Raw genomic sequence first — 23,401 nt, forward strand, 5'->3', positions numbered from 1 at the left:
CATCTGTTTTTAAATGTAAAAATACATGATAAAACTCACGTAAAACCAATGATTTGTGAACTTAGTCACATACCGTCTTTTGACTTATCGGCACACTGACGCCGCAAAAACATTAGCGGCTAAAGAAGAGACTTTCTTCGGCCCTTTGACTCTCGTTAGCTAAAAAAAATCAAAGGCCTTCGCCCAGATGGCCCTAATCGCTACAGGAAGATGATAATGAAAAAATCTGTTCTATCGGCAAGCATCATTGCAACACTCGCTGCCACCTCGTTTACCGCTCTCGCAGACGGCCCACAATTTTATGGCCGTGCCGATCTCGCTTTTACTCATTCAGATAATGGCATTGCGACCCAAAACCAGAAAGATGGCACTATTATAGAAAACAACTTCTCCTGGTTAGGGGTCAAGGGCAGCGAAAAAATCAGCGATGGTCTTGAAGTGATCTATCAGATGGAATTTGGCGTTAGCAACTTTGATAACTCAGGCAAGACCTTTGCAGCACGTAACACTTACCTTGGTTTGAAAGGGGTTGGCGGTACTGGCCTTATTGGTCGTAACGACACAGTATTTAAAGCTGCTGAAGGCGGTTTCGACCTATTTGGCAACACCAACTCAGATATCGATCTACTGGTTGCAGGTCAGTCGCGTACCGCTGACGGTATCACTTACTACTCACCAAAAATTGCTGACCTTTTGACCATAAACGCTACCTACCTGGTTGAAGACAACTATGTCACATACAATGGTGATGAGCGCGTCGCGCCAGATAGCATGTATGCCCTAAGTGCAACCTTTGGCGATAAGGCCCTCAAGGCACAACGTTACTATGTAGCCGCCGCCTATAACGAAAATATCGACGATGTAAAAGCTTACCGTGGTGTGGCTCAAGTCAAACTCGGTAACTTCATCATTGGTGGTCTATATCAGAACAGTGAACATATTGACGCTAAATATGCCAACCTAGAGGGTGATACCTACTTCGTTAACGCTGCATACGTATTGGGCAATGTGAAAATTAAAGCCATGTTTGGTAGTGACGACTCAGGCCTGGGTAAATATGTCAGCCGTTTCGTCGGTAACGCCGATGGCGCTGGTATGGAAACCGTATCAGATGTCGATCTGCAACAGTTCAGCATTGGTGCAGATTACCGCATCAGTAAGAGCACACTGTTCTACGGCCACTACACCAAATATGATGGTGACCTGAAACTAGCAGGTGCAACACAAGATCTTGGCGATGATATCGTCACCCTAGGTATGCGCTTCGACTTCTAATCGCGACCCATATTCATTAAAAAGCGGCCTATGGCCGCTTTTTTTTTGCCCATTACTCTCTCCAACTGTGCGTGACCGCACATTTTTTAAACATTATTATGCATTTCCTATCAAAGCTCCTACAATTTTAGCAACCTCTTAATAAGTTACAGTTTAATGACGGAGACGGCGCAGAACTACTCCTTTGTGAGTAGTCTGAACACGTTAATTTTACAAGGATTGCCTGTTTCTCAAACACACGAGACAGATCTGTCACAAATTCCTCGTAAAGCTAACCTGGATAACCAGAAATTTGATCTGCGCCACACTCTTACTGCCATAAAACTGTAAACTTCTGGCCAACTTTGTTACGAAAACGGACGCTCGTAGCAAATTATGGAAACTATGTTAATAACCATTAAAAAATGGAAAAGAACTCAGTTCTTGGGAGCACAACACATGAAAAAATCTCTAATCTCTGCATCAGTTGCATCTGTTATTGCACTGACCTCATTCGGCGCGCTAGCCGATGGCCCTAACTTCTACGGTCGTTTGGACCTATCTCTAACCAATTCTGATACTGGTGTCACTACTCAAGAAGGTAAAGACGGCACTGTTATCGAAAACAACTTCTCTAACCTAGGTGTTAAAGGTTCAGAAAAGATCTCTGACGGTGTAGATGTTATCTACCAGATGGAGTTCCAAGTTGAGAATACTTCTTCTAAAGGCGACGTATTCAAGGCGCGTAACACTTTCCTAGGTATTAAAGGCGCAGCTGGTGCACTGCTTGCAGGTCGTAACGACACTGTATTCAAGCAGTCTGAAGGTGGCATCGACCTATTCGGTAACTCAAACGCCGATATCGACCGCTTAGTAGGCGCACAGACTCGTAGCGCTGACGGTTTCTGGTACTACTCACCACGTATCGCTAACATTCTGACTTTAAACGCTACTTACCTAATGGAAGACAACAACCAAGCTGGTGTTGAAGATCCAGAAGAGCAGTATGCAGTCAGTGCGACTCTTGGTGACAAGAAGTTCAAAGAACAAAGCTACTACCTAGCATTCGCTTACAACAAAGGCATCGCTAACATTGATGCATACCGTGGTGTGGTTCAATTCAAGGTTGGCAACTTTAAAGTTGGCGGTCTATTCCAGAACTCTGAAAGCATTGTAGATGGTTCTGACGACAACAACACTTACCTGGTTAACCTGGCTTACAACCTGAACGGCGTTAACATTAAAGCCGAATACGGTGTAGATGAAGCAGGCTTCGGTAAGTACTCTAAGCAAGCTCCACAAGGTTCTGACATCAATGTGACTAACTTCATCATCGGTGCTGACTACCGTGTAGCTAAGTCTACGCTAGTCTATGGCCACTATGCGATGTACGAAGGCGACTACAAAATTGACGGTCTTACAACTGACCTAGAAGACGAAAACGTATTCACTGTAGGTGTACGTTACGACTTCTAATCCTGGCGCTTAGCGCTAAGATAAAAAAAGGCGACCCAAGGTCGCCTTTTTGCTTTTTAACACACGCTATTTGCGCTGTTAGCTTTTTCCCTTAACGTCTCACCAAGCGATAAACAGACTCGGTCAACCAAGGCACCTGTTTTTTCACAAACCTTGGATTCTCGGCCAACACATCTTGGGTGCTCAGACACTCAATCTCAAAATAGGGGCTCATGTGCTGCAAAATCCAGGCATCAGATACCGCAAATGGCGGGCCATTTAGGGCTTCTTGTGGATAATCTAAGGTGATCAGCAAGCCAATACTCTTAGGTGGCAGCAAGCTGGCCAGGTGCTCAACATATTGCTGGCGCATCTCTGGTGGCCAGGCGATCAACGCTGCCCTGTCATAAAATCCACTTACCGCCTCTAGGGGTTCCTTTGGCAGCTGAAACAGATCGCCCTGATAGATGCTCACCTGCTCGGTGCGGTAACACTCATGCTCACCACTCGATTGGCGCTCTACAGGCAGCTCGTTGTCACTGAAAAACTGCTCGACCGCGCTTTGGTTCAGCTCACAGCCGATCACCTCAAGCCCCTGCTCGGCCAGATAACAAAGATCTAAGGTTTTACCACACAGGGGAACGAAAACTTGGCTACCAGCAGCCAGCTTAAGCTGCGGCCAATAGTCGATAAGAAGGGTGTTGACCTCGTCGAGATGAAAACCTATCTGCTGAGAGGCCCATTTGTCATGCCAGAAACCGGGTTGCATAGTTAGCTCCGCAAATGCAAGTGTCTAAATATGCAAGGTACTCTAATACCTCATGGTTCCAGATGCTAGCGCTTATTGAAGATCCAGCACTTTCTGTACCCGTCTTAGCCAGACACAATTTTCACACTCACAATTGCGGCGAGACAGATGATGCGGGGTCAAGCTGGAATCGATAAAATCAACGGCAATCAACAGCTGCTGTTTAAGCTCCTCCACCGATTTACGCTCGACGGCCACCAGCTCATCGTTATGATTCATCCAGATACATTCCATGCCCTGGTGGCAGTGGATACACTGGGGATCGACACTATTAAAAAAACCAGCATGAGGACAAAACTTCAGCTCCATCGACTGTACGATGCGCTTCCTCGGGTACTCCAACAACTCTATTAATAGGGCTTTATCCAGTTCCGTCATTTCGCCCTCCTCACTGTTCAAAATTGCTTACTCAATGAAGCATAGTTTTATATTAGCTTCAGGTTACCTGTATGTGTATGTAACAGAATTGATATAGGTCAACATCTCATCCAAAAATATCGGTTAGGAATCACAGCAATGAAAAATCTAGCTATTGTGCCCTATGGCCGCTTCTTGTTATAAAAACATATCAACATTCAGTGATATGACTCATGCCCAACAGCCAAGCACCCAGCCCGGAACTGCAACACTTTTACATCTCGGAAGAGCAATCAATCTACCTGCTCAAGGCCGATGATGCCCGTAAACACAGGGCGTGGATAAGACTTTGTAAACAGCAGCTTAGCAAGCTTGGCTATCAAGAGATCGAATTAGTCGGTAAGGGAGCCTATGGCTTCGTCTTTGCCGGAATAAACGGCCATGGTCAGGCCCATGTATTTAAATTCTCACGCATCACCCTGCCTCAGCAGATCCAGGACAGGCTGGAAGAGGAAGCCTATATGCTCTCCCAGGTAATCCATCCCAATGTGCCACCTGTGATCAAGTTTGAACATGTGGGCAAACAGGGGATCTTGGTGATGGCCAGGGCGCCGGGAGAAGATCTCGACAAACTCTGCCTCAAACACGGTGCCCTGCCAGTGCGGGTCATCGTCAGTATTGCCAGGCAGCTGGCGCAGATCCTCAACTATCTGCACAATGGTCGCCCCTTGGTACATGGCGACATTAAGCCATCTAACCTAGTGTATGACATGGAGCGCGACCACCTGTCGCTGATCGACTGGGGTTCGGCGGTGTTTGCCCAGCGTGACGCTGACGGCAACCCAGTCAACGGTAATGTGATGGATCTGCTCTCTAGCGACCAGCAACACACCAATGCCCGCATGGGAGATGTTTACTTTATCGGTGAAGAGCAGCTTAATGGTGCACTCTCCAGCCCCAGATTTGACGAACAAGGGGTAGCGGCGACCCTCTATGCCCTGGCCTCAGGCCAGGCCAGTCGTTTTGGCAGCAAGGTGATCCCGGCCAGTAGCATTGGCCTGCCCGTTGAACTGGCGCGAACCTTAGACGGCATGCTCAGTGACGATCCCAAGACCCGCAACCGCGCCGGCGACTACTTTCTCAAAAGCATGAGCCACAGCCATCGCCTGCATCTGCCAGATCTGCCCAGCCCACCGCTCCAACCTGAGATCCCTGTGTGGACCTTAAAACAAGCTAAAGATGTGGAAACGGTCACCTACAGCTCGCGCAAATCCTTCCTGCGGGAACATAACGAAGATGAGCCCATCGAGAAGATGGACGATCTGCAACTGGAGAAATACTACCGAAACTTTATGGCGGGCATGGGAGATACCGAGAAGGGCTTTATCGCCGCAGTCAGTCGGGTGGGACAATACTCCTTAGTGGGCGGCCTGGCGATCCATTGGCAGGAGTCAGGGGTATTTATTGACTCCAATCTAGCGACCTACAACGAAGAGGAGAAGGCGGCGCTCACCCTGGCGGTCAACAATATGGTGACCCTGGCACGGGGCATTCACCGCATCGGGGTATTTAAGGCCTGTTTCTTCAACGCCCGAGATACACTGCACCTGGAGCGCGATGATACCAGTCAGCCTTTCAGGCCAAGCCCGGATCAACAGTTACCTTTTGAGGTGGGTGATGTGCCCTCGCTGGAGGATAAATCCAGGCTACACTCCTATTTCGAAGATGGCCGCGACCCGGATGAAAACCTGGAGCTGCCCAAGGAGATCATGACAGAGCTTGGCTGGATCAACCAGATCCATCACACCGGCTGCATCATCTTCGAAGTGCTCCCTAACCACATGAAAATCCACAGCTACCTGCGGCTGTTAAACCCGCGTAAACAGGCTGCTTTCAGGGCGAGCCTGGATAGGATCCTCAGTCATGTGGATAAAATTCAGGGAAAAGGTGTTTCGGGCTTTATGAAACTGCCCTATAAGAATACTCGCCGTTTTCAGCATATCGACAAGAAAGCTGATCGCTTCTACCCCCGAAATCCCAAGGCGATACTCGAAAAGCAATCAGCACAGGAGTAGCCTAGCAGTTTGAGTAGCGCGCCAAGCAAAAGGCATTAAGACTTAGGCTGATCCTTATCCTCTTGTGCCGATTTATCCGCTTTAGACGGCTTGCCGTCTAACTGATTGGCCTCATCGACTTTATCTGTGGGATCAGGCTTACGCTCATAGTCACCATCGAAGGTGTTACCCTGCTCATCGAAGGGTGAGCGATCGAACGGTGAACGGCCACCAGCCGAGCCATTTGGCCCAAAAGGCCCTTGACCAAAACCACCATGAAAGCCCCCCTGCTGGCTAACCTTGATCTGCATACGCTGATAAAGAAAACCCGCTATTGGGCTACGGGTCAGCGGCGTTAACAGCAAGAGACCAATAAAGTCGGTGACAAACCCTGGGATCAACAGCAATAAGCCGGCCATCGCCAACATCATGCCTTCGACAATCTCTTTACCCGGCGCTTCGCCACGAGCTAACTTTTGTTGCACCTGCATCAGGGTCTGAATCCCCTGGCTGCGCACCAAAGAAACTCCCACCACGGCAGTAAAGAGCACTAAGCCCACTGTCGTCCAACTGCCTAAGCTTTCGCCAACGCGGATCAGCACATTGAGCTCAATAACGGGTATGAGAACAAAGATTATCAATAGGATAAAAAACACACTGACCTCACAAATTGACGTAAATTTCTAATTCATTGAAAACTAAATGGGGGCGAACGGGTCTACTTTCAAGTCAGGTCAACTTTAGCGCGATTTTGAGGGCGCCACAAACTTAGGATAAGCTCACTATTTTAGTAATAGCTTAATGCAAGTCGACGACAAAACACGTAAAGTAGCAGCACTCGTGACACTGTCGCGGTGCAGTATAACCCGTTTAACTTAACTCCCGATGAATGAGCAAGCAGGGCCCAAATACCAGATGCAGGAAAAATGTTTACTCGTGACCACCAGCTGCCCAGATCAGGCCACAGCCAACACTCTGGCACACGCCCTAGTCGAGGCCAAGTTGGCTGCCTGCGTTCAGATCTCTGCCCCCGTCACCTCACTCTACACCTGGGAAGGTAAAGTGTGCCAGGAGACTGAGGTGGTATTACAGTTAAAATGCCTCGCCCGTCATTATGAAAAAGTCGAACACAAGTTACTGTCACTACATCCCTACGAAGTCCCTGAACTTATCGCAACAGAGATCCACACAGGTTCAGCGGCCTATTTAGCATGGATAAAAGAAACCACACTATCATGAAGAAAATACTGTTCCTCCTGCTCTCAACCTTGCTGCTAGTCGCCCCAGGGGCACAAAGCGAAGGCATCTTCAGTAAGAGTAAGTTTGATTTCCTTAAAGATGAACCCCAGCTAATGCCGGTGGATCAAGCCTTCGTCTTCGATGCGCAGCAGCAAGGCAACTTGGTCAAGATAAGCTGGGTGATCGCCGACGGCTACTACCTATATCGCGACAAACTCAAGTTTGAGGCCGATGGCGCGACCCTAGGCGAGATCCAGCTGCCAAAGGGTAAGTCTCACACCGATGACTATTTTGGTGAGCAAGAGGTCTATTATAGCTATGTCGAGATCCCTGTCGCTCTCAAAGAAGCCGCTAATGAATCCAACATCAAGGTCACCTTCATGGGCTGCGCCGAGGGTAAATTGTGCTTCCCACCCACCACGCGAAGCGCGCCTCTAACCCAAGTCAGCGCCAATGCGGGACTCTTACCTGAAGCGCTAAAGGCCGCGCCTGCCGCGACCACGCCAGCGGGTACAGGCCCGATCACCCAACAAGACTCCCTCAGCCAGATGCTGTCGGGCGACAACCTGCTGTGGACCTTAGTGATCTTCTTCGGCCTAGGTATAGGACTGGCGCTGACACCTTGTGTCTTCCCCATGTACCCAATCCTGTCGGGCATCATTGTGGGCCAAGGCGAAAAACTTTCTACTGCTAAAGCCTTTAGCCTCTCCATGGTCTATGTCCAGGGGATGGCGATCACCTATTCCTTGCTGGGGCTTATCGTCGCCTCGGCGGGCATGAAATACCAGGCCGCGCTGCAACACCCAGCGGTGCTCATCGTGCTGGCCATCCTCTTCTTCGTACTCAGCCTCTCCATGTTTGGCCTGTACGATCTTAAGCTGCCATCGAGCTGGCAGGAGAAGATGAACCGCTTCTCCAACAACCAAAAAGGCGGCAATGTAATTGGCGTCTTCGTTATGGGGATCATCTCGGGTCTGGTGGCATCTCCCTGCACCACGGCACCACTGTCTGGTGCCCTGGTCTATGTGGCGCAAACCGGCGACCTGATGCAGGGCTTCCTGGCGCTGTATGTGCTGAGCATGGGCATGGGCTTACCTTTGCTGATCATCGGCTCCTCTGGCGGTAAACTACTGCCGCGCGCGGGCGCCTGGATGGATGTGATTAAGACAATCTTCGGCTTCCTGCTGATCGCCGTCTCTATCGTGATGCTGGGCCGTATCTGGACAGGTCTGGTTTCAGATCTTCTCTGGGCGCTTTGGGGCATCAGCTTGACCGCTTACCTGATGCACCAAAATAAGCTCACCGAGTTTAACTGGAAGCAGACAGTGCGCTCAGTCTTACTGCTACTCACTCTGCTGGCCAGCTTCTCCTATGGCTTCCAGGCGGTGATGAATAGCCTTGGCTATCAGATGCAAACAGGCGCTGCTAGCCATGGCGTGACTCACAAGACCATCAAGTCGCTCGAAGAGCTTAAGGCCGAGGTGGCCAGCGCCAGTGCCCAGGGTAAACCTGTGATGCTGGATCTCTACGCCGACTGGTGTGTCGCCTGTAAAGAGTTTGAGAATATCACCTTCGTCGACCCGGACGTGCAATCACGCCTGGCGCAGATGGTCTTCCTACAGGCAGATGTGACTAAAAATGACGCTATCGATATCGAACTGCTGGAGCATTATGATGTACTGGGTCTTCCCACTCTGCTGATGTTCGATGCCAGTGGCGAGATCCGTGACGATCTCAGAGTCACTGGCTTTATGAAGCCGGCTGAATTTGCAGCCCATCTGGATCATCTGCTAGGGCAATAGCGTGCCGTCGTAGTACATTAGATAACAGCCTCCTTCGGGAGGCTTTTTATTACGCCATAAAATGATAATTTTTCATTTAAAGTTAACCCAATTCTTATACAATCAGGGGTATACCAACCTCATGGACCTTTAGGAGCAACATGGAACCCGCCATTCTCATCATCACCTTAGCCTGTGGCATGCTAGTCAGTCGTATCGGTTTACCACCGCTTATAGGTTATCTGGTCGCGGGTTTTGCACTGTTTCTCTTTGGTATCGACGAGAGTAGCCTGCCACTGCTGGAACAGCTGGCTGAGCTAGGGGTAACCCTACTGCTGTTCGCCATTGGCCTCAAACTGGACATTCGCAGCCTGTTTAAGGCCGAGGTCTGGGCGGGCTCCAGCCTGCATCTGATGGGCTCTATGATCTTCCTGGTCCCCCTGCTAAAGCTCCTGGGTCTATTGGGGTTAGAGCAACTGAGCGGACTAGACTTTAATCAACTCGCCCTGCTCGCCTTCGCCCTGAGTTTTTCCAGCACCATCTTCGCCGTCAAGGTGCTCGAAGATAAAGGTGACATGCAATCTCTCTATGGCCGCGTCGCCATAGGTATCTTGATCATGCAGGATATCTTTGCCGTCGCCTTCCTGACGATCTCCAAGGGGGATATTCCCTCTATTTGGGCCTTAGGCTTATTACTGCTGCCCTTTGCCAAGCCCCTTATTTATAAGGCCTTCGATAAGGTCGGTCACGGCGAGCTACTGGTACTGTTCGGTCTGGTGATGGCGCTAGTAGTCGGCGCCGGTCTGTTCGAACTGGTGGGACTCAAGCCAGACCTGGGCGCGCTTATTATTGGTATCCTGCTGGCAGGCCATGCCAAGTCTTCTGAGCTGGCTAAATCCCTCTTCTATTTTAAAGAACTGTTCCTGGTGGCCTTCTTCCTCACCGTCGGTCTCAACGGTTTACCAAGCTTTAGCGATATCGGCCTCGCAGCACTCTTAGTGCTAGTCGTACCGATAAAGATAGTCCTCTTCCTCTATCTGCTGACCCACTTCAAGTTGCGTTCGCGCACCTCCTTGATGACTTCATTTAACCTGGGTAACTACAGCGAGTTCGGCCTAATCGTGGCCGCCGTGGCCACCAGCAAAGGCTGGTTGCCTGAGCAATGGATGGTGATCCTGGCCGTGGCCCTGAGCCTGAGCTTTCTGTTTGCCGCACCACTGAATGCCTCCTCTGCCCGCCTGTATCAGAAGTTTCAGAGCCGATTGCAGAAGCTGGAGAAACACCCGCTGCATCCTGAAGACAGGCAGATCCCCGTGGGCAATCCACGCTTTCTTATCTTGGGGATGGGGCGTATCGGTAGCGGTGCCTATGACGAACTGGCCAATCAGTTTGACGGTGAGATCCTAGGCATTGAGCATAAACAGGAACTGGTGGACTTCCACCGGGAGCAAGGGCGCAACGTGGTGCAAGGCGATGCCTCGGATACCGACTTCTGGGAGAAACTCGACCGAGCCCCTAACCTGGAGCTGGTGCTTTTGGCCATGCCTCACCATGTGGGTAATCAATTTGCGGTAGAGCAACTAAAACGCCTGGATTACCAAGGTAAGCTCAGCGCCATCGTACAGTACAGCGAAGATGCCCAGTCGCTCAAGGCCGCTGGGGTACACAGCGTGTTTAACCTCTACGAGGCCGCCGGTGCCGGTTTTGTCGACCATGTGATCTCCGAGCTTAAATCGGGCAAGCAACATGACGCCGACATCCCTGTCGAGCCCATAGAGAGCAGCAGTTAACTCTACCTCCTACACTCCTAGATACTGCATCCTATGTATCTAGGAGTGTACGTGCCAGCCTGAGAAAAATGGCACGTACAATGCGGTGCTGCCATAGGCATAAAAGGGGGAGAGTCACTTACCTCTCCCCTTGAGAGATAGCTCTAAAATAGCGCCCCAGCCACAAGACCAAATAAATCCCCATCTAAACAGGCTAAATGACTGCCTAGCGAAAGCGGATTTCCCTAAATCCTGTCAAATCACAACATTTTCCCGTTCATAGCAAACAAATCTCAGTTACATCAAATAGTGAGACGTGATATAAAAATGACAAGGATGACTCATGGTAGCAACAACCATGAACAAGGCTGCCACCACCTGGGCAGAGTACGCTAACTTTTTTCTGAGAAGTTCAACACCAATGTCGAATACCGCACAGCGCGCCAATAAACTATTTGTGCAGACCTTTGGGACCACGGCCGACGATCTCTATCAGGCGCCGGGAAGGGTTAACCTGATTGGCGAACATACAGACTATAACGACGGGTTCGTCCTGCCAGCAGCCATCAATTTTCACACCGTCATCGCAGTGAAACAGCGTGACGATGATAAATTCCGCGCCGTGTCCGACGCCTTTCCAGGCCAGATCCACACCTGGCACTTCGGCCAAGAGGGCGAAATGGATCCCCATGACAGCTGGGTCAAGTACCTCAAAGGCTTTACCGCAGCCCTGTCGGCCAGTGGTTTGCCCGCCAAGGGGCTAGATTTGGCGGTGGTGAGCAATGTGCCCTTAGGCGCAGGCCTCTCCTCATCGGCGGCTTTAGAGCTGGCCTTTGGTACGGCCCTCAATGATTGCAGCCAGCTCAGGCTATCTCCCCTGGCGGTCGCTCAAATGGCCCAGCGCGGCGAAAACCTGTATGTTGGCTACGCCAGTGGCATCATGGATCAGATGATCAGCGCCATGGGCGAAGAGGAACATGCACTGCTGATCGACTGCGAAGACCTGGACTGTGAGCCAGTCCCCATCCCAGAAAGTCTTAGCCTGATCATAGTTAACTCCAACCTGCCCCGCGGCCCGGTGGAATCTGAATTATCTCTGCGCCGTGAGCAATGCCATCAGGTCGCCGAACATTTTGGTGTTGAAAGTCTGCGCCATCTGGAGCTTCGCTCCCTGGAGAGCGCCAAAGCCCAGCTGCCTGAAGTCAGCTATCGCCGCGCCCACCACGTGCTAAGCGAAAACCGCCGCACCCAAAATGCCGCCCACGCGTTAGAGGCGGGTAACATCGCCAAGCTAAGTGAACTCATGGCTCAATCCCATCAATCCATGCGTGACGATTTTGAAATCACCTTGCCAGAAATCGACAAGCTGGTTGATATCATCCACGCCGTGGTCGGCGATCGCGGTGGTGTGCGTATGACTGGTGGCGGCTTTGGTGGCTGCGTGGTCGCACTGGTGGATCACGACCTCACCGATGCCGTCGTCGAGGCGGTAGAGCGCGAATATCAGGCAGCTACAGGCATAGAAGCCAGCGTCTATCTCTGCTCGGCCAGCCAGGGCGCCTCCAGATTGGACGACGAACTCTACTGATAGCGAGTCGCTAAACTAAAGGGCTCTAAATCGCTGTTTGGCATACGTATTCATCCCCTCGTCAAAGGGCGAGATAATACAATAGGGCCCAACTTTAATCGCTTAAGGAAAAGATGATCATGGTACGTTTTCGCCCACTCGATGCCTGGAACGATCCCCGTGGTGGCCAGATTGAGCGCGTCATTATCGACAATGGCACGCTGGCCTTGGAGGTCCTCAGCCTGGGCGGTATTATCCGCTCCCTGTGGACGCCGGATCGTGACGGAGAACGCGGCAACATCGTACTAGGATGTGACAGTGCCCAAGACTACCTGACACAAGACGCCCATCTCGGCGCCATCGCCGGACGCTACGCCAATCGTATCGCCGGTGCCCAGCTGCACAGAGATGGTCAGCGCTTTTCACTGGATAACAATCACCAAAGCAACTGTCTTCACGGCGGCCGTGAGGGCTTCAATCGCAAGCTTTGGCATATCGGCCAGCTAAATGATGGCGTCCGTCTCAGCCTGTTTAGCCCAGATGGCGACATGGGCTTTCCCGGTAACGCCAATATTCAGCTCGATTACCGCTTGGTGGGTAACAATCTATACGTGGAGATCCTGGCTAGCACAGATAAGCCCTGCCCCATTAGCCTGACCCAGCACAGCTACTTCAACCTAGAAGGCGCCAGCGAGATCAGTAGCGCCGCGCATCTTATCCAGAGCGACAGTCAGCACTACCTGACCACAGATGGTCAAGGGATCCCACAGGCGATCGCCTCTGTTGTTGGTACGCCACTGGATCTGCGTGAAGGTCAGGCACTTGGCGACCTGCGCAAGCAGCTGGCAAGCGAGGAGACTCAAGGAATCGATCACTGCTATCTGACACCCCATCATGATGGCAAGGCACTAAGCCGCTTTGGCACAATTAGCGCGCCGAACTCGGGACGCCGTCTGACCCTCTATACCAATCAACCTGGGGTACAGATCTACGGCAGTAACTTCCTCGGCGGCACGCAAGGGAAACAGGGACAGACACTGGCCTCTTATCAGGCAGTCTGTATTGAGCCCCAACAGCTACCCGATGCCCCTAATCAACCAAGCCTTCCGGGTACACCTTGGCTCATGCCAGGAGAGGTATATCACCACATGAGTCGCTATCAGTTTGATGTGGGTTAAGCGATAACTGTCGCGGAAACAAACGCGAGGCTGGAATAGGAAAACAAACAGAAGAGAGATAAAAATTTTAGGTAGGGGTTCCAGAGTGCCCAGAACCTCTTACCTAAAGATGGCGGCTGACTAAGCGAGACTCCTAGTTACGGTCGTCGTCATCAGACCAATCATCATAACCGTCATCCAGGCTATCGACTTCGAGTTCGACATCATCGTCGTCATCATCGCTGGCACTGTCTTCGGGATCGATCTTAACCTTTTTCGGCGCTGGCGCAGGTTTAGCATGTATCGCTTCAACCCATCCCGCATGCTGCTGCATGAAAGCTGCTCGGGTCGCTAACCAGTTTGCATCATATTCAGCTTTAGCTGCCTTAAGCTCCTCGTCCGTAAGGTCATGCAAGTTCACCTTTACGATGTCCTCGGCATATTCAATCACGGCATCTCTTACCGTGTTATAGAGATAAACTCGCCCCGCAGTAGCCTCGGGAAACTCTTTGTCGTGAATGAGGATAGTATTACCTCGAGCCGTACGAAGTTCACCATACCAAACAGGTTCTTTAGACGTGTCATACATATATGCTAATACCCTTAAATCAACACATACCAATATAAAATTATAAAGCTGACAACTGTTAGCTTAGTCGCTGCCATCGTCAGAAACGCCTCTGGACAATAGCCCACACATTTTTAATAAATACCGCCAGAAATCAATAGCCAAATAGATCTATTTTATTCAATTGCTATCAAAATGTTCACTCGGTACTTACTAGTAACGAATTTAGCCGATCAAATCAGTTATTCAAGTTTTTTCTGACGCGCTTCTTCTCAAAGTGAAAAAACTGCATTCGCCATTGAGATAAGGGCTTTTGCACTAATTTGACGACACCTTCAACACCAGCTTTCCCCTGTGTTGTCCCGACTCCATCAGCGCGTGAGCCTTAGCGGCTTCGCCCAAAGCAAATTCGGCAAACAGATGAGGCACTAATTTATCCCCTTGGGGCGTGGCAAATTTCGGCCATATCTGCTCTAGTAATCCTTGGGCAATCGCCTGCTTAGCCTCTACAGACTGTGGCCTTAGGGTCGCCCCGGTCCACCAGATGCGCTTTGCCATCAGTAGTGCTACATCCACATCGGCACGCCTGCCACGCTGCAGAGCAATAGTGACCAACCTGCCCTCAATGGCCAATGCCTTGAGGTTGAGATCGATCATATCCCCTGAAGCCATATCCAGCACAAGATCCACCCCTTGGGGCGCCGCCGCCTTTATCTGGGCCAGCAGATCCTCATCGTGATAATTAAAGCCTTGGTCGGCGCCGAGCCCCAGACAATAATCTATCTTCTCCTGGCTCCCGCAAGTGACCAGCACCTTAACAGCGAATTGTTTCGCTAAAGTGACTGCCGCCGAGCCAATGCCCCCTGAGCCACCATGGATAAGCAGTGTCTCATCGGGTTTGAGACCGCCCCGCATAAATAGATGTCCCCAGACGGTAAAAAAGGTCTCCGGCAGGGCCGCCGCCTGAGCCATGGTCACCCCAGTGGGAATGGGCAGGCAATGCGCCGCCCAGGTCACCACATACTCACCATAACCTCCCCCAGGCACCAAGGCGCAGACTTTATCGCCCAGCTGCCAAGCGGTCACCTGAGAGCCCAAGGCGACGACGGTACCCGAGACCTCTAACCCCAGAATGTCGCTGGCGCCTGGTGGTGGCGGATAGAGACCGCGACGCTGCGCGACATCCGGGCCATTGACCCCGGCATACTCTACCTTAATGAGCACCTGATCCGATGCAATCTCTGGCAACTGGCTCTGCCCCAGATTGAGCACCTCTGGACCGCCGGGGGCGGCAAATTGAATATGGGTATAGCGAGAAGGAAGAGCGGTCATAAAGGCTCCAGACTCGTGGGGCGGCGTATTAGGCGCCCTAAAAAGAAGATGAGCAGAGGCTAGCGCGAAACTCATGTAAAGGGCAAGTATTGCAAACTAACCCCACACTCGAACGAATGGAAAGCGAAAACCGTCAAGGCGTCACAAATTTCTTTCCCATTATAGAGTTAGCAAGAAAACACTTGTCGCCCCTACCGAGCTTTATGTTATGGTGGTGCAAAGAGGAGAGGCTTTAACGCTATTTCTCACCTAAGCTTATAGTCCGATATGCTTCAATCTGTTACCACAATGAGGAGCCACATTTGCGATGAACGTAGACTTTATCAATCCTTTTCTCGAATCTCTGCTCAATGTGCTCAACACTATGGCTAACATAGAGCTAAAACCCGGCAAGCCCAATCTGAAAAAAGACAATCTGGCTAAGGGTGATGTCTCCGGCCTCATCGGCATGGTCGGCCCGCAAACCAAAGGTTCGCTATCGATCACCTTCGAAGAGCCCCTGATCTTAGAGATCATGAACAAGATGTTGGGGGAAAAACCGGAAAGTATCAATGAAGAGGTCACAGATCTCGTCGGCGAGCTGACCAATATGGTCACTGGCGGGGCTAAAAACCTGCTAAGCGACAAAGGCTATGAGTTCGATATGGCGACTCCAGTTGTGGTGTCGGGTAAAGACCACACCATAGCCCACAAATCAGACGGCCAAAAGCTCATCATGCCGTTTAACAGTCTTTATGGCACCGCCTATATTGAGATCTGTTTCGAAGGCTAACTGATAGCCTTCGCCGAAAGATGCCCTAAAAAGGCTGGTTGACCATGATCCAGAACTGGCCTTCCTCTTCCCCAAACGCCAAATCGGTGCGCACCACCACGCCCTCGACCTCGAAGCGTATGCCAGCCCCCAGGGTGCCTTTCATCTGACTGTGCAAACTATCTAAGCTAAATTCATCGCTCACCTTACCCACCTCGGCAAACAGCGTCCATTGCCACCAAGGGATCTCAAACAGGTTAAAAAGCGGCCAAGTTTTAAGGGGCTGCCATTTAGGTTGCACCCGGTATTCGGCGGCGTAGAGTAATGCGCTGCGACCGGTAAACTGATCGCCACTATAACCACGCAAACGATTAAATCCCCCCAGACTAACCCCGGCAAATCCCGGTGGGCGATGATAGAGCTGACTGGCCTCATCAAAATCATTCCAGGTCGGAGTATCGGCTAAGTAAATGTTGGCGGCCAATACCCTGGAGTCAAACCAATCACTTTGGCCTAATGAGAGATAGAGGCTCTGTTCAAACTCCCAGGTCGTCCAGCTTTGACGCCGCGCACTGCCCCAGTCTCGGGTCAGTGTGAGGCTGGTTCGTCCACCACGCTTGCTGTTTTCGCGGTTATCACGATTATCCCAGGCAAGCTCCAGCTCCAAGCCTTTGGCGGACTCGGGTAAAAACTCAAAGCCTTGCAGGCTTTGCTGGTTATAGAAAGGGGTCAATTCAACGCTACTCACCCCAGAGGTCAGCGGGTTCCAGTTCAGGCTATCAGAGCTCGCAGGGCGCAGACTCGCCGCCGCCCCGTCGGCGCCTCGTCCCCAAGGCAGCACATATTTAAGGTGCAGCTTGGCAAAAGATTCATCCCCCCGGGCCACCACCCGCTGTGGCGCACTAGCCCCTGGAGGTGTCAGGTAATAGATCCCTTCACTGTAGTGGCCACGATACACTTCGGCCGAGAATAACCAGTTGGTCACTCCCGGTAGCTGATAATCGTTAGCGGCCAGATAGGTCACCCAGGAGTCATTAGCCGTAACCAGCCCGATGGCAAATAAGGATGCCTGTTGCTGACCGGCATGTTTGATCACCCCAGCAGCGCCCACTGAGGTACTTAGGCTTTCTGTGGAGAAGATAAAGGGCACAGCCACATAATCAGGCGCTAAACCTTCATCCTGACTGCTGACCTGAACACGAGGCGCCAGATCTTCATTGGCCTGAACATGACTGCCCAGCGACAGGGCAAGCAGCAACAAGATAAAACGAGAGAGTCGCGGCGCGCTGCGATTGGCGCCGACTAATAAAAATGACAAGCCAGACACCTTACTATTCGAGGCAAACGGCCACACGAGGCGTGAGCTTAGTCACCAGCTCATAGGCGATAGTGCCGATATGTTCGGCCACCTCTTCCACCGGCAGCGCCTTACCCCAAAGCACGGCGGTATCCCCTACCTTGTCTGTGGCATCTATCCCCAGATCGACGGTAAGCATATCCATAGAAACACGCCCCACCACAGGCACCAGACGGCCATTAACCCACACAGGCGTACCTTCAGGGGCATTGCGGGGGTAACCGTCGCCGTAGCCTATGGCGACGACGCCTAGCTTAGTATCTTGTTTGGCGTGCCAGTAACTGCCGTAGCCGACCGGATCGCCGGCCTTATGGTCACGCACAGCGATAAGCTGCGACACCAGCTCCATGGCGGGCTCCAGCCCATGGTTGCGACCAAGATCGCCAACGACCGGCGACACGCCGTAGAGCGCTATCCCTGGGCGGATCCAATCGGCCTGAGTGGTAGGCCAATAGAGGGTGGCAGCCGAGTTCGCCAGGGTGCGATCGCCCGGCAACGCCTTGGTTAATTGGCTAAAGCGGCGTGCCTGCTCAGCGGTGGCTGAATTGTCCGGCTCATCGGCGCAGGCAAAATGGGTCATCAGATGAATAGGCTTGGCTACGTTGGGACAGGCCATTAGCCGCTGATAAATGGCCTCAAACTGATCTAAGGTAAAGCCCAGGCGGTGCATGCCGGTATCTATCTTCATCCAGACGGTCACAGGCTTAGTCAGCTCGGCGGCCTCTAGCATCTCCAGCTGAGATTCATGGTGCACCACGGTATCGATATCGTGCTCGACCAGAGTCGCGACATCACTTGCTCGAAAGAAGCCTTCGAGCAGCAGTAATTTGGCCATCACCCCGCCAGCCCTGAGTTCCAGCGCCTCTTCCAGGCGCGCCAAACCGAAACCGTCGGCGCTCTTGAGACACTTGGCCACATTCAACAGGCCGTGTCCATAACCGTTGGCCTTCACCACGGCCATCACCTTACTCTGGGGGGCCAATTGGCGTAATCGCTGCAGATTAGACTTCAGCGCATCGCCGCTAATCTCTGCTCGGGGAAAGGGTTTCAAACAATAACCTTAATGTTAATAACGTCGAGACTCTGATGAGGGTAACGCAAAATAGCGACCCATAGGGCAGTTTAAACCAAGTTTAATCTCACCCTATGAGCTTATACCAAGCGCAATAAATAACAGCTCACTCATTGTGATTGGTATGAATCGGATTAATCTTCTTCGAACTGCGGACCGGCATAATTATCGAAACGAGAGAACTGGCCCTGGAAGGTCAAACGCACACGCCCGATGGGGCCGTTACGCTGCTTACCTATGATGATCTCCGCGGTGCCCTTATCTTCTGAGTCGTCGTTATACACCTCATCACGATAAATAAACATGATCAAATCCGCATCCTGCTCAATAGAGCCTGATTCACGCAAGTCTGAGTTTACTGGGCGCTTATCGGCACGTTGCTCCAAAGAGCGGTTAAGCTGCGACAGTGCGATCACTGGGATCTCGAGTTCCTTAGCCAAGGCCTTAAGTGAGCGTGAGATCTCGGCGATCTCCAGCGTTCGGTTATCGGACAGAGCGGGTACCTGCATCAACTGAAGGTAATCGATCATGATCATCGACAGACCGCCATATTCGCGGGCAATACGTCTGGCACGGCTACGCACCTCGGTCGGTGTCAGGCCCGAGCCATCATCGATATACATCTTGCCCTGCTCGAGCATGATCCCCATGGTCGAGGAGACCCTTGCCCAATCGTCATCGTCGAGCTGACCCGTACGTATCTTGGTTTGATCCACCCGGCCAAGAGAGGCCAGCATACGCATCATGATCTGCTCCGAGGGCATCTCCAAGCTGAAGATGAGCACTGGCTTATCTTCGTGCAGCGCCGCCTGTTCACACAGGTTCATGGCGAAGGTGGTCTTACCCATAGAGGGACGCGCCGCGACGATGATCAAGTCACCCGACTGGAAACCTGCCGTCATACGATCGAGATCGCCAAAGCCGCTGGACACCCCGGTCACACCATTGTGGGGGTTGTTATACAGCGCCTCGATCTTATCGACCGTCTTCTCGAGGATGGTCTTGATCCCCTCAGGGCCTTCGTTGGCATTTGCGCGCTGCTCGGCGATCTTAAATACCTTGCTCTCGGCCAGATCCAGCAGCTCACTGGAGTTACGCCCCTCGGGGTTAAAGCCCGCATCGGCGATCTCGTTGGCAACCTTGATCATCTCACGCACCACGGCGCGTTCACGCACGATGGCCGCGTAGGAGAGAATGTTACCCGCGCTTGGAGTGTTTTTGGCGATCTCGCCTAAGTAAGCGAAACCACCGGCATCTTCTAAGTGATCTTCCAGCTCCAACTGTTCGGAGACGGTGATCAGATCGATTGGCTGACCCGCCGCCACCAAAGACTCCATGGCGGTAAAGATCATCTTGTGGGAACGGGAATAAAAGTCATCCTTCACCACGGCTTCAGCCACCTTATCCCAGGCTTCTGAATCCAACATCAAGCCACCGAGCACAGACTGCTCGGCCTCAATCGAATGTGGCGGCATCTTCAATGCATCGATCTGAATATCTCTAGGCTTTTTCTTAGCCTGAAATCCACCTTGCTGTGACATTAACTCTCCAAATTTCCAACGATTAGGCAAAATATGGTATAAAACCGGGGTCAAGCAGAAACAGGCGCTTAACCTGTTCGTCCTACAAACTTACACATAATAATTAAGGAATAAACATGCGCAAAGCATTGGTTGCAGCCTTAATGCTGTCATCTGGCGCTGTGATTGCCGATGAAGGGCAATGGCAACCGTATCAAATGCCTTCGATCGCCGACAAGCTGAGCGAACGCGGTATCGAAATTCCAGCAAAGCAACTTGCCGATCTGACCCAATATCCGATGAATGCAGTTGTCGGACTCGGGTATTGTACCGCCAGTTTCGTATCCCCCCAAGGGTTAGTTGTGACGAATCACCACTGCGCCTACCGTGCGATTCAATACAACAGCAAAAAAGAGCATAACTATATCGCCGATGGCTTCCTGGCGAGCAAACAAGCGGACGAACCTTCTGCCGGTCCTAACGAGCGACTCTATATCACCGAGGCGGTGACCAATGTGAGCCAGCAGGTCACTAAAGATCTCAGCGACGACCCGCTAAAGCGCTACGAAGAGATCCAAGCCAATCGTAAGGCATTGATTAAAGAGTGTGAGAGCGATGACAACTATCGCTGTTCGGTGCGCAGCTTCCACAATGGCCTGGAATACTATCTGATCAAGCAGTTGATCATTCGCGACGTGCGTCTGGTGTATGCGCCACCAAAGAGCGTCGGCTCATTCGGCGGCGACATAGACAACTATGAATACCCACGCCATTCGGGCGACTTTACCTTCCTGCGCGCCTATGTCGGCAAAGATGGTAAGCCCGCGGCCTACTCGCCAGATAACGTGCCCTTTAAGCCTAAGAGTTATCTGAAGATCAACGCCGACGGCGTTAAGGCGGGCGACGGCGTATTCGTGGCCGGTTACCCTGGCTCGACCAGTCGCTACCGCCTCACCAGCGAGCTAAAATTTGCCAGCGACTGGCTCTACCCTACACTTGCTGAGCGTTATCAGCAGCGTATCGACACCATTGAAGCCATGGGCGCACAGGACGCTGGCGTCAAGATCAAGTACGCCGGTACCCTGGCCTCTATGGCCAACCGCATGAAGAAATATAACGGTCTGCTCGATGGCTTTAAGGCCACCGATATCGCCGGTATCAAGCAGGCGCGCGAAGACGACTTCCGCAAGTGGCTAAGCACAGACAGCCAATACCAGAGCTATCAGGCTAAGTTTGATCAGCTAGAGACTCTGCTGGTTGAGCAGCGCCAGGCGCAGCAGACCCGCTACTTCTTCGAAAATGCCCAGTCCAGCGAGCTATTAGCCGCAGCTAACCGCCTCTATCGTCTGGCTAAAGAGAAGACCAAGCCAGATGCCGAGCGTGAAGAGGGCTACCAAGAGCGCGACATGAAGATGTTCAAGGCGCGCCTCAAGCGTATCGACTCAAGCTTTGCCATCAGCGTCGACAAGACACTCTGGCTGCAGGATCTCAAGGCTTATTTAGCGCAGGACAACCGCGTACCTGAGCTGGATGCCATGCTGAAATCGGATGACCTAGAGGTGAGCCTGAGCGACAAGCTCGATGGTCTCTATTCGCTAACCGGCCTCACCAATCAGGCCGAGCGTCTGGCCTGGATGGACGCCGATGTGAAAGCCTTTGAAACCAGCGCCGATCCTTTCATCCGCATCGCCGTAGCCCTGTACGACACTAACCTAGCCCAGGAAAAGGCTAAGAAGACCTTAGCCGGTAAGCTGTCTAAGGCGCGTCCTGGTTACATGGAAGCCGTTATCGCCTACTACAAGGCCAACAACTGGCCCGTATACCCAGATGCCAACGGCACCCTGCGTATCACCTACGGCATGGTGGATGGTTACCAGTCGAAAGACGCCCTCTACAAGCAGCCCTTCACTCGCCTGGAAGGCATAGTCGCCAAGCACACGGGCGTTGAGCCTTTCGATGCGCCTCAAAAGGTACTGGATGCCATCAAGGCCAAGCGTTATGGCAGCCACAAGGTCGAGTCAGTGTATCAAGACCCAGCCTCTTGGCTGTGCCGCCTCTTCTCATGCCTGGACAAGCCAGAGAACTTTGGCTCTGTGCCGGTGAACTTCCTCTCCAGCGTCGATACCACGGGTGGTAACTCGGGTTCACCCGTGTTTAACGGCAAGGGCGAATTGGTGGGACTCAACTTTGACTCCACCTATGAAGCCATCACCAAAGACTGGTTCTTTAACCCAACCATCACCCGCGCCGTGCACGTGGATTTCCGCTACATTCTGTGGATGATGGATGAGGTGGATCACGCCGACAACCTGATCAGCGAGCTGGAGCTGGTACGCAACTAAGCCAGCAGACGCTCATCGAATCTACTGCAATAAAAATACCCGGTCATGCCGGGTATTTTTTTGCCTGCCTAACTTCTGAGTTCTCACCTCTCAGCTCTCAGCTCTCAGCTCTCACCTCTCAGGCAAGCTAGCTGATGCACTCACTTACGCTTGTGGCTTGTGGCTTATATCTAATGACTAATAGCTAATGGCTTCTAACGACTCACAATTGGTCATTGACGTAGGCCTTACGAGCAGGCATAAAAAAACACCGCACTAATCAGATTAGCGCGGTGTTTCTTTTAATCGTTTAAAACTGTGTATTAGTCTTCTGCAACAACAGAAAGCTTAACAACAGCCTTAACTTCAGCGTGAAGCTGAACATCGATTTCGTATTCGCCAGTAGTGCGGATAGCACCTAGTGGCAGACGAACTTCGCTCTTAGCTAGTTCAACGCCAGCAGCAGTCACTGCATCAGCGATGTCACGGTTACCAATTGAACCGAACAGCTTGCCTTCGTCACCCGCTTTAGAAGCGATAACAACAGCTTCAAGAGCGTTGATTTTCTCAGCGCGCTCATTAGCAGCAGTTAGTTCAGCAGCTAGCTTAGCTTCTAGTTCAGCACGACGAGCTTCGAATACTTCAGTGTTAGCAGCGTTAGCAACAACTGCTTTACCTTGAGGTAAAAGGAAGTTACGAGCATAACCAGCTTTAACTGACACTTGGTCACCCAGGTTACCCAGGTTAGCGATTTTATCAAGTAGAATAACGTTCATTATTAATTCCTCTAAATTGATGCGCTATTACTGATGTAGATCAGTGTAAGGCAGTAGAGAAAGATAACGAGCACGCTTGATAGCGCGAGCCAGTTGACGTTGGTATTTAGCGTTTGTACCAGTGATACGGCTAGGAACAATTTTACCACTTTCAGTGATGTAGTTCTTTAGAGTAGCGATATCTTTGTAATCGATCTCAGTAACGCCTTCTGCAGTGAAACGGCAGAACTTGCGACGACGGAAATAACGTGCCATGTTGACAG

At 51.7% G+C, this 23,401-nt stretch carries 20 protein-coding genes; 10 read left to right on the top strand and 10 right to left on the bottom strand.

The genetic code is table 11. From position 1 onward, the window contains the following. Positions 1 to 216: 216 nt before the first annotated feature. Complete coding sequence (locus CFF01_RS16055; protein ID WP_088905470.1) at positions 217 to 1,275, top strand: porin; 1,059 nt, start codon at positions 217 to 219, stop codon at positions 1,273 to 1,275. A 438-nt stretch (positions 1,276 to 1,713) separates the two neighbouring features. Continuing rightward, entirely contained in the window at positions 1,714 to 2,730 is a 1,017-nt protein-coding gene (locus tag CFF01_RS16060; RefSeq protein ID WP_088905471.1) for a porin, read from the top strand. A 91-nt stretch (positions 2,731 to 2,821) separates the two neighbouring features. Here CFF01_RS16060 and CFF01_RS16065 read toward each other — a convergent pair whose 3' ends face one another. Further along, on the bottom strand, positions 2,822 to 3,478 hold the full coding sequence (locus CFF01_RS16065) for a thiopurine S-methyltransferase (RefSeq protein ID WP_088905472.1): 657 nt from the start codon (positions 3,476 to 3,478) through the stop codon (positions 2,822 to 2,824). 72 nt (positions 3,479 to 3,550) lie between these two features. Further along, entirely contained in the window at positions 3,551 to 3,895 is a 345-nt protein-coding gene (locus CFF01_RS16070) for a hypothetical protein (RefSeq protein ID WP_033540750.1), read from the bottom strand. A 212-nt stretch (positions 3,896 to 4,107) separates the two neighbouring features. Here CFF01_RS16070 and CFF01_RS16075 point away from each other — a divergent pair, with 212 nt between their 5' ends. Beyond that, positions 4,108 to 5,949 (top strand): protein kinase domain-containing protein, encoded by a 1,842-nt coding sequence (locus CFF01_RS16075; RefSeq protein WP_088905473.1) that lies wholly within the window; start codon positions 4,108 to 4,110, stop codon positions 5,947 to 5,949. Between the two features lie 35 nt (positions 5,950 to 5,984). On the opposite strand, the gene CFF01_RS16080 is transcribed toward CFF01_RS16075, so the two are convergent. Continuing rightward, positions 5,985 to 6,584: an FxsA family protein gene (locus CFF01_RS16080; RefSeq protein ID WP_088905474.1), complete on the bottom strand. Its 600-nt coding sequence runs from the start codon at positions 6,582 to 6,584 to the stop codon at positions 5,985 to 5,987. 259 nt (positions 6,585 to 6,843) lie between these two features. Between CFF01_RS16080 and cutA the strand changes: the two genes are divergently transcribed. From cutA to CFF01_RS16105, 5 genes are all read left to right on the top strand, one after another. Continuing rightward, positions 6,844 to 7,167, top strand: coding sequence for a divalent-cation tolerance protein CutA (gene cutA, locus CFF01_RS16085; protein ID WP_088905475.1), 324 nt, complete (start codon positions 6,844 to 6,846; stop codon positions 7,165 to 7,167). Beyond that, on the top strand, positions 7,164 to 8,969 hold the full coding sequence (locus tag CFF01_RS16090; RefSeq protein WP_088905476.1) for a protein-disulfide reductase DsbD: 1,806 nt from the start codon (positions 7,164 to 7,166) through the stop codon (positions 8,967 to 8,969). The genes cutA and CFF01_RS16090 overlap by 4 nt, the downstream gene beginning before the upstream one ends. Positions 8,970 to 9,109: 140 nt before the next feature. Further along, a complete protein-coding gene (locus CFF01_RS16095) occupies positions 9,110 to 10,738 on the top strand; it encodes a cation:proton antiporter family protein (RefSeq protein WP_033540755.1) in 1,629 nt (542 codons plus the stop codon). 400 nt (positions 10,739 to 11,138) lie between these two features. Next, entirely contained in the window at positions 11,139 to 12,305 is a 1,167-nt protein-coding gene (gene galK / locus CFF01_RS16100; protein WP_033540768.1) for a galactokinase, read from the top strand. Positions 12,306 to 12,424: 119 nt separating this feature from the next. Further along, the gene (locus CFF01_RS16105; protein WP_088905978.1) at positions 12,425 to 13,462 is read left to right on the top strand and encodes an aldose epimerase family protein; all 1,038 of its coding nucleotides are present in this window, start codon (positions 12,425 to 12,427) and stop codon (positions 13,460 to 13,462) included. Positions 13,463 to 13,595: 133 nt separating this feature from the next. Here the strand turns inward: CFF01_RS16105 and CFF01_RS16110 are convergent, their stop codons facing one another. Then, a complete protein-coding gene (locus CFF01_RS16110) occupies positions 13,596 to 14,030 on the bottom strand; it encodes a hypothetical protein (RefSeq protein ID WP_033540756.1) in 435 nt (144 codons plus the stop codon). Positions 14,031 to 14,327: 297 nt separating this feature from the next. Continuing rightward, positions 14,328 to 15,341 carry an NAD(P)H-quinone oxidoreductase gene (locus CFF01_RS16115; protein WP_088905477.1) on the bottom strand — a complete coding sequence of 338 codons (1,014 nt, stop codon included), beginning with the start codon at positions 15,339 to 15,341 and terminating at the stop codon, positions 14,328 to 14,330. 307 nt (positions 15,342 to 15,648) lie between these two features. Between CFF01_RS16115 and CFF01_RS16120 the strand changes: the two genes are divergently transcribed. Next, positions 15,649 to 16,113 (top strand): chemotaxis protein CheX, encoded by a 465-nt coding sequence (locus CFF01_RS16120; RefSeq protein ID WP_033540758.1) that lies wholly within the window; start codon positions 15,649 to 15,651, stop codon positions 16,111 to 16,113. A 25-nt stretch (positions 16,114 to 16,138) separates the two neighbouring features. Here CFF01_RS16120 and CFF01_RS16125 read toward each other — a convergent pair whose 3' ends face one another. The 3 genes from CFF01_RS16125 to dnaB all read right to left on the bottom strand — a co-directional run bounded on the left by CFF01_RS16125 (position 16,139) and on the right by dnaB (position 20,062). Next, a complete protein-coding gene (locus CFF01_RS16125) occupies positions 16,139 to 17,410 on the bottom strand; it encodes a BamA/TamA family outer membrane protein (protein ID WP_232479460.1) in 1,272 nt (423 codons plus the stop codon). A 13-nt stretch (positions 17,411 to 17,423) separates the two neighbouring features. After that, on the bottom strand, positions 17,424 to 18,500 hold the full coding sequence (gene alr, locus CFF01_RS16130; protein WP_088905478.1) for an alanine racemase: 1,077 nt from the start codon (positions 18,498 to 18,500) through the stop codon (positions 17,424 to 17,426). A 155-nt stretch (positions 18,501 to 18,655) separates the two neighbouring features. After that, a complete protein-coding gene (gene dnaB, locus CFF01_RS16135; protein ID WP_033540760.1) occupies positions 18,656 to 20,062 on the bottom strand; it encodes a replicative DNA helicase in 1,407 nt (468 codons plus the stop codon). Between the two features lie 116 nt (positions 20,063 to 20,178). Here dnaB and CFF01_RS16140 point away from each other — a divergent pair, with 116 nt between their 5' ends. Beyond that, positions 20,179 to 22,383, top strand: coding sequence for a S46 family peptidase (locus CFF01_RS16140; protein WP_088905479.1), 2,205 nt, complete (start codon positions 20,179 to 20,181; stop codon positions 22,381 to 22,383). A 302-nt stretch (positions 22,384 to 22,685) separates the two neighbouring features. On the opposite strand, the gene rplI is transcribed toward CFF01_RS16140, so the two are convergent. Together rplI and rpsR are read right to left on the bottom strand one after the other, a co-directional pair. Further along, positions 22,686 to 23,138 carry a 50S ribosomal protein L9 gene (rplI, locus tag CFF01_RS16145; RefSeq protein WP_033540762.1) on the bottom strand — a complete coding sequence of 151 codons (453 nt, stop codon included), beginning with the start codon at positions 23,136 to 23,138 and terminating at the stop codon, positions 22,686 to 22,688. 27 nt (positions 23,139 to 23,165) lie between these two features. After that, positions 23,166 to 23,393 (bottom strand): 30S ribosomal protein S18, encoded by a 228-nt coding sequence (gene rpsR, locus CFF01_RS16150; protein WP_011867078.1) that lies wholly within the window; start codon positions 23,391 to 23,393, stop codon positions 23,166 to 23,168. Between the last annotated feature and the right edge of the window lie 8 nt (positions 23,394 to 23,401).

This window comes from Shewanella marisflavi (assembly GCF_002215585.1).
Taxonomy (GTDB): Bacteria; Pseudomonadota; Gammaproteobacteria; order Enterobacterales; family Shewanellaceae; genus Shewanella; species Shewanella marisflavi.

Bases quoted from the DNA above. Each gene is read 5' to 3' on its own strand.
- CFF01_RS16070 (WP_033540750.1), bottom strand. From the start codon at position 3,895: ATGACGGAACTGGATAAAGCCCTATTAATAGAGTTGTTGGAGTACCCG.
- CFF01_RS16095 (WP_033540755.1), top strand. From the start codon at position 9,110: ATGGAACCCGCCATTCTCATCATCACCTTAGCCTGTGGCATGCTAGTC.
- CFF01_RS16090 (WP_088905476.1), top strand. From the start codon at position 7,164: ATGAAGAAAATACTGTTCCTCCTGCTCTCAACCTTGCTGCTAGTCGCC.
- CFF01_RS16110 (WP_033540756.1), bottom strand. From the start codon at position 14,030: ATGTATGACACGTCTAAAGAACCTGTTTGGTATGGTGAACTTCGTACG.
- cutA (WP_088905475.1), top strand. From the start codon at position 6,844: ATGCAGGAAAAATGTTTACTCGTGACCACCAGCTGCCCAGATCAGGCC.
- dnaB (WP_033540760.1), bottom strand. From the start codon at position 20,062: ATGTCACAGCAAGGTGGATTTCAGGCTAAGAAAAAGCCTAGAGATATT.
- CFF01_RS16075 (WP_088905473.1), top strand. From the start codon at position 4,108: ATGCCCAACAGCCAAGCACCCAGCCCGGAACTGCAACACTTTTACATC.
- CFF01_RS16065 (WP_088905472.1), bottom strand. From the start codon at position 3,478: ATGCAACCCGGTTTCTGGCATGACAAATGGGCCTCTCAGCAGATAGGT.
- CFF01_RS16055 (WP_088905470.1), top strand. From the start codon at position 217: ATGAAAAAATCTGTTCTATCGGCAAGCATCATTGCAACACTCGCTGCC.
- CFF01_RS16060 (WP_088905471.1), top strand. From the start codon at position 1,714: ATGAAAAAATCTCTAATCTCTGCATCAGTTGCATCTGTTATTGCACTG.
- CFF01_RS16115 (WP_088905477.1), bottom strand. From the start codon at position 15,341: ATGACCGCTCTTCCTTCTCGCTATACCCATATTCAATTTGCCGCCCCC.
- CFF01_RS16105 (WP_088905978.1), top strand. From the start codon at position 12,425: ATGGTACGTTTTCGCCCACTCGATGCCTGGAACGATCCCCGTGGTGGC.
- CFF01_RS16120 (WP_033540758.1), top strand. From the start codon at position 15,649: ATGAACGTAGACTTTATCAATCCTTTTCTCGAATCTCTGCTCAATGTG.
- rplI (WP_033540762.1), bottom strand. From the start codon at position 23,138: ATGAACGTTATTCTACTTGATAAAATCGCTAACCTGGGTAACCTGGGT.
- galK (WP_033540768.1), top strand. From the start codon at position 11,139: ATGTCGAATACCGCACAGCGCGCCAATAAACTATTTGTGCAGACCTTT.
- CFF01_RS16140 (WP_088905479.1), top strand. From the start codon at position 20,179: ATGCGCAAAGCATTGGTTGCAGCCTTAATGCTGTCATCTGGCGCTGTG.
- rpsR (WP_011867078.1), bottom strand. From the start codon at position 23,393: ATGGCACGTTATTTCCGTCGTCGCAAGTTCTGCCGTTTCACTGCAGAA.